We start from the raw sequence: 5,146 nt of genomic DNA on the forward strand, positions 1-5,146 counted from the left end.
CAAAAGATTTTGATGTTGTTAGCATACTTAAAGACTCTATCAAAGGTGAGCAGTGTGCTATTTCTATATACTCAAAATTAGTTGATATGACTAGAGATAAAGACATAGTAACATACGATATCGTCTCTCAAATATTAGCAGATGAAGTGGAGCACGAAGAGGATTTACAAGCCCTTCATGACGATATTACAGAGTTTATTACTGATATAAAAAAGTCTCTTAGTTGAGGATGAAATTGACATCATTAACTACCTATTATTTGATATCTGTTAGAATTCGCGTATGAAAAAAATATTAATGATTGAAGATGATTTGGAATTAGCTGAGATTCTCACAGAGTATTTACAGCAGTTTGAGTTTGAGGTTATCACAGAAGATGACCCTTTTAAGGCAGTGAGCATATTGAAGCTAGAGCCATTTGATTTGGTTATCTTAGATTTAACACTTCCAGGAATGGATGGATTAGAGGTTTGTGAAGCAATTCGTGAGCGCCAAGATATACCTATCATCATCTCTTCAGCTAGAAGTGATGTAACAGATAAGGTTAAAGCATTAGAGCTTGGAGCTGATGATTATATTCCAAAGCCTTATGATCCAAGAGAACTTGAGGCTAGAATTCACTCAGTTCTAAGACGCTATGAAGCAAAATCACAACAAAAAGAGGAGTCAAAGAGCGATTTTAAATGCGATCTCTCCTCTATGATGATTACATATCGTGGTAGAAACATAGATCTTACTAATGCCGAGTTTGGCATACTCTCATATATGATTGCAAAGCAAGGCTTAGTAGTTTCTAGAGAAGATTTGATACATAACGTAAATGCTATAAATGAAGACTCTTCAAACAAAAGTATAGATGTTATGGTTGGACGCATAAGAAATAAGCTTGGAGATAAATCTCTAATAGAATCAGTTAGAGGCGTTGGATATAAACTTCTTAAATAATCGTTATTGTTTTAGGAGATAAACCAATGCGCAAACATGCCGTCTTAATAACTGTTTTATTTGCACTCACTGTTACTTTAATGAGTGTAAGTGTTGTATTTTGGAAATTTTTTCAACTTAACAAAGAAAACTATATAAATAATATTTTTACAAAACACGCAATTATTACTCAAATATATCAGCAACATCAACAAAAAGTAGATTCTCAAATTATGCTTGAAGCAAATTTGGCAGTCTATGATTTTGTTTTAGAAAAAGATGAAAAAGATATAGAGATAGTCTTAAAAAATGCAAAAGTTTTAATGAAAAAAGATTTTCAAAATGTCAACTCCTCTTTACTCTTCTCAGGAAATGGTTTTTATACCAAACAAGTTGTAACAGACCTAACTGCTACAATGATGGAGTTCAATAGAAGCATATATTTTCACATCCAATCCCCAACAGCTTCTGTACTTATTTTAGATGGAGAGCTAAAGCCATATAAATACTATAACGTTGCCTACTCATACTTGGTTATTGTTTTTATAATATTGATATCTTTTATGTTGATTTTAAGAAGATTAAAACCTCTTATAAGACTTAGAAAAAAGATCGCACTTTATGGTGATGGGGATATGAATGTCTCTTTTAAAGCAAGTGGATGCGATGAGATTGCGCTTGTTTCAAATGAACTTGAAGCAACCAGAGAGAAGATAAACCTTATACTAGAATCAAGAACTCTATTTTTGAGAAACATTATGCATGAGTTAAAAACACCTATTACAAAAGGAACTATTGCAACTCAAATGCTTGAATCACAGAAACAAAAAGATAGATTTACCTCTATTTTTGGGCGTCTTGAGTCTCTTGTAAATGAGTTTGCCCTCATTGAAGAGGTTACATGTATGGGAGACAAGGCAGACTTCAAAGAGTACCGTCTTGTTGATATAATAGATGGCGCAATAGATATGGCGATGATAGAGCGAAGCAATATAACTGTTGATGTTGATGCAGCCCATAAGATAAATGCTAACTATAGACTCTACACAACTGCTATAAAAAATATGATAGATAATGGTATAAAATATTCCAGCGATTCACATGTAAAAATCCTTATAAAGGATAGAGAATTAGCGTTTGAGAGTAGAGGTGAATGTATAGCGCATCCTCTTCAGTACTATATTGAGCCTTTTACAAAAGACAACCCTTCTAAAAATAGTTTTGGGCTTGGCTTGTATCTGGTTGACTCTATCTTAAAAGCGCACAATCAGGTTCTTGCACACGAGTATGAAAACGGAATTAACCGTTTTATATTTGCATAAGTTTTGAGGGATAAACTATTAATATGAAAAAATATATGAAAAGAGGGACAGTTGCACTTTTTGCGATTAGTTTCTTTGCCTTTGGCTGGATTACACATGCGCTTTATAATGACGCATATAAGATGATAAAAGAGAGCACCTTAAAGAAGATAAAAAAAGGTGGTGTTTTAAACGTTGTACTTCTCAATTCCCCATCAACATATTATATAGGCTCGGATGGGCCAAAAGGTTTTGAGTACGATTTAGTTGAATTATACGCAAACCACTTAGGTGTAAAGCTAAATATTACTACAGCAAACACTATAAAAGAAGCATTAGAACTTAGTAAAAACCCAGATATTCATATAACTTCTGCATCTTTGACAAAAACACCAGAGAGAGAAAAACAGTTTAACTTTGGCCCATCATATTATGAAGCGCAAGAACAGGTGATATGTAATAGATCAATGCTCTTAGATGGAAGATTTCCAAGCGATGCCGATAGTTTGTCTAACCTAAAATTAGTTGTTGGAGAGGATACTAGTTATAGCGAAACAATCGAAGATTTAAAAAAACAGGGTTTTGATATTACCGCTACATATACAGCCGACTACTCAACTGAAGAACTTATCTCACAAGTAGATACACATGAGATAGACTGCACAATCATAGACTCAAATATATACGCATTAAATCAACGCTACTTTAGAAATATTTTACTTGCCTTTGATATAAGCAACAGAAGACAGCAGGCTTGGATTTTGGCTTCTGACTCTAAAATGTTAAAAGAGGATATGTACTCTTGGCTAAATACAGTAAATCAAAGTGGAGAGATGGCCAGACTGAAAGATCACTATTACAGCTATGTTCTCTTTTTTGATTATTACGACACTGTTATGTTTTATAAAAGAATTAAAACAAGATTGCCAAAATATGAGAACTATTTTAAAGAAGCCGCTAATAAATATGATATTCCTTATACTGTATTAGCAGCGCTATCTTATCAAGAGTCTCATTGGAACCCAAATGCGGTTAGTTATACGGGCGTTAGAGGGCTGATGATGCTAACTCAAGATACTGCAAGTCTACTTGGGGTAAAAAATAGAATTGATCCACAAGAGAGTATTTTTGGCGGAGCAAAACATCTTGATCAAATGATTAAGAGTGTTAATGTAGAGGTTACCGGAGAAGATCGCCTTAAATTTGCACTAGCTGCTTATAACATTGGACTTGGGCATGTGTTTGATGCTCAAAAACTAGCGCAACAGATAGGGTTAAACCAAAATAGTTGGGCAGATTTGAAAAAAGTTTTACCTCTACTTGCACAGAAAAAATATTATAGAACACTTAAACATGGTTATGCAAGAGGAAGTGAAGCTGTTAAATATGTAGATGCTATTTATGATTATAGAGATATTTTACAAAAGAATGATGTTGAGGTTTTCTTTACAACTCAGTGAGTTGTAAAGAGTATAAACTTAAAGAGGCATGCCTTCTTTGCCATCAGATAAAGAGGTTAAAAAACTCTCCATATCATATTTTACTCTGTACTCTGGAGTCATTATATGTATGAGAATATCACCTAGATCTACAACAATCCAATCACTGCTCTCATCAACAGCATTAAATTTTTCTGCTGGTTTTAGCTCATTTTTTAAATGGTCCAAAAGAGCTGATGTATGTCTTGCTCCAAGAGAAGATGCGATAATCGCGTAATCTACAAAGTAGTTTTTATCTCTTAAGTCAAAGGCCTCTATATTTTCTGCTTTATGTTTATCTAAAACGTCTATTATCTTATCTATTCTGTTTTGCAATTGTTTTCCTTGTAAAAATCATATATCTCTTGTGCGCACTTCTTTGAGAGTTTTGAGTAATCCATCTTGTTTCTTAGCTGCGAAGATGATATTTTCTCATCAACACTCAGTGCGATAAACTCTTTTGGAATATCTATCCCATCTCTTTGAGCTACAACAAACGTAACGAGCTCTTTTAACTCATCGTAACTATTCCACAACTCAAGTTTAGCTAGATTATCAGCACCTATTACAAGATATATTTTTTTATAACTTTTCAATAGATGTTTGAGTGTTTCTATAGTTGGGACTTGTCTATTTTGTAAAACTTCATAATCTGATATTTCAACTTTTTCATCCTCTTTAAAAATCTCTTTTAGCCATTTCATTCTAAGTGAAGATGGGGCGTAAAAATTTGATTTAAAAGGATTTAAAAATGTCGGCATTATTATAATTTTATCAATATCTTTAAATTTTTTTAAAGCTTTGATAACTGCCTCATGACCGATATGCGGCGGGTCAAAAGAGCCGCCAAAAAGTGCGATTGTATCCATATTTAAAGCGAATTATAACTAACTTTAGGTAAAATTGCCCAATTTTTATTTTATTAGGAAATATAATGGCACTAAAGATAGCAATTAACGGATTTGGTAGAATAGGCCGCTGTGTGGCTCGAATTGCCGCGACAAGAGACGATGTAGAGATAGTTGCAATAAATGACATGGCAACGATGGATATGATGTTATACCTTCTTAAACATGATTCTGTTCATGGAACATTTAAGAGTGAAGTTATACAAGTAGATGATAAAAACATCACAATTAATGGCAAAAATGTTAGAGTTTTTAGTGATAGAGATCCTAAAAATCTTAAATTTGCCGAGTGTGGTGCAGATATGGTTTTAGAGTGTACAGGAGTATTTTTAAGTAAAAGAGATGCTCAAGTTCACATCGATAATGGAATTAAAAAAGTTCTATTTTCTGCTCCTGCAAAAGATGATACACCAACATTTGTGATAGGTGTAAATGAGCATCTTTATAAAGGTGAAAACATTGTTTCAAACGCTTCATGTACTACAAACTGTCTGGGGCCTGTTGCAAAGGTGCTAGATGATGCTTTTGGAATTGA

Annotated in this window: 7 protein-coding genes; 5 read left to right on the forward strand and 2 right to left on the reverse strand. The window is 33.4% G+C overall.

Annotated features, from left to right (window positions below):
• The 4 genes from PHI38_RS08880 to mltF form a co-directional block, all read left to right on the forward strand.
• Positions 1-227 (forward strand): ferritin-like domain-containing protein (locus tag PHI38_RS08880; protein ID WP_299855235.1); only part of this gene is annotated, 227 nt, incomplete at its 5' end.
• A 55-nt stretch (positions 228-282) separates the two neighbouring features.
• Entirely contained in the window at positions 283-945 is a 663-nt protein-coding gene (locus PHI38_RS08885; protein ID WP_299855238.1) for a response regulator transcription factor, read from the forward strand.
• A gap of 26 nt (positions 946-971) precedes the next feature.
• Positions 972-2,246: an ArsS family sensor histidine kinase gene (locus PHI38_RS08890; RefSeq protein WP_299855240.1), complete on the forward strand. Its 1,275-nt coding sequence runs from the start codon at positions 972-974 to the stop codon at positions 2,244-2,246.
• 23 nt (positions 2,247-2,269) lie between these two features.
• Positions 2,270-3,685 carry a membrane-bound lytic murein transglycosylase MltF gene (gene mltF, locus PHI38_RS08895; protein WP_299855242.1) on the forward strand — a complete coding sequence of 472 codons (1,416 nt, stop codon included), beginning with the start codon at positions 2,270-2,272 and terminating at the stop codon, positions 3,683-3,685.
• A gap of 18 nt (positions 3,686-3,703) precedes the next feature.
• Here the strand turns inward: mltF and rsfS are convergent, their stop codons facing one another.
• Together rsfS and nadD are read right to left on the reverse strand one after the other, a co-directional pair.
• Entirely contained in the window at positions 3,704-4,039 is a 336-nt protein-coding gene (gene rsfS, locus PHI38_RS08900) for a ribosome silencing factor (RefSeq protein ID WP_299855245.1), read from the reverse strand.
• Complete coding sequence (nadD, locus tag PHI38_RS08905) at positions 4,024-4,572, reverse strand: nicotinate (nicotinamide) nucleotide adenylyltransferase (RefSeq protein ID WP_299855248.1); 549 nt, start codon at positions 4,570-4,572, stop codon at positions 4,024-4,026. Before nadD ends, rsfS begins: the two co-directional genes overlap by 16 nt.
• Before the next feature lie 65 nt (positions 4,573-4,637).
• Here nadD and PHI38_RS08910 point away from each other — a divergent pair.
• Positions 4,638-5,146 (forward strand): glyceraldehyde 3-phosphate dehydrogenase NAD-binding domain-containing protein (locus tag PHI38_RS08910; RefSeq protein WP_299855249.1); only part of this gene is annotated, 509 nt, incomplete at its 3' end.

Source organism: Sulfurimonas sp. (assembly GCF_028694895.1).
Classification (GTDB): domain Bacteria; phylum Campylobacterota; class Campylobacteria; order Campylobacterales; family Sulfurimonadaceae; genus Sulfurimonas.

What these genes read in the sequence shown, in the direction of transcription:
- mltF (WP_299855242.1), top strand. Translation starts at nt 2,270, where the DNA reads ATGAAAAAATATATGAAAAGAGGGACAGTTGCACTTTTTGCGATTAGT.
- PHI38_RS08890 (WP_299855240.1), top strand. Translation starts at nt 972, where the DNA reads ATGCGCAAACATGCCGTCTTAATAACTGTTTTATTTGCACTCACTGTT.
- PHI38_RS08885 (WP_299855238.1), top strand. Translation starts at nt 283, where the DNA reads ATGAAAAAAATATTAATGATTGAAGATGATTTGGAATTAGCTGAGATT.
- nadD (WP_299855248.1), bottom strand. Translation starts at nt 4,572, where the DNA reads ATGGATACAATCGCACTTTTTGGCGGCTCTTTTGACCCGCCGCATATC.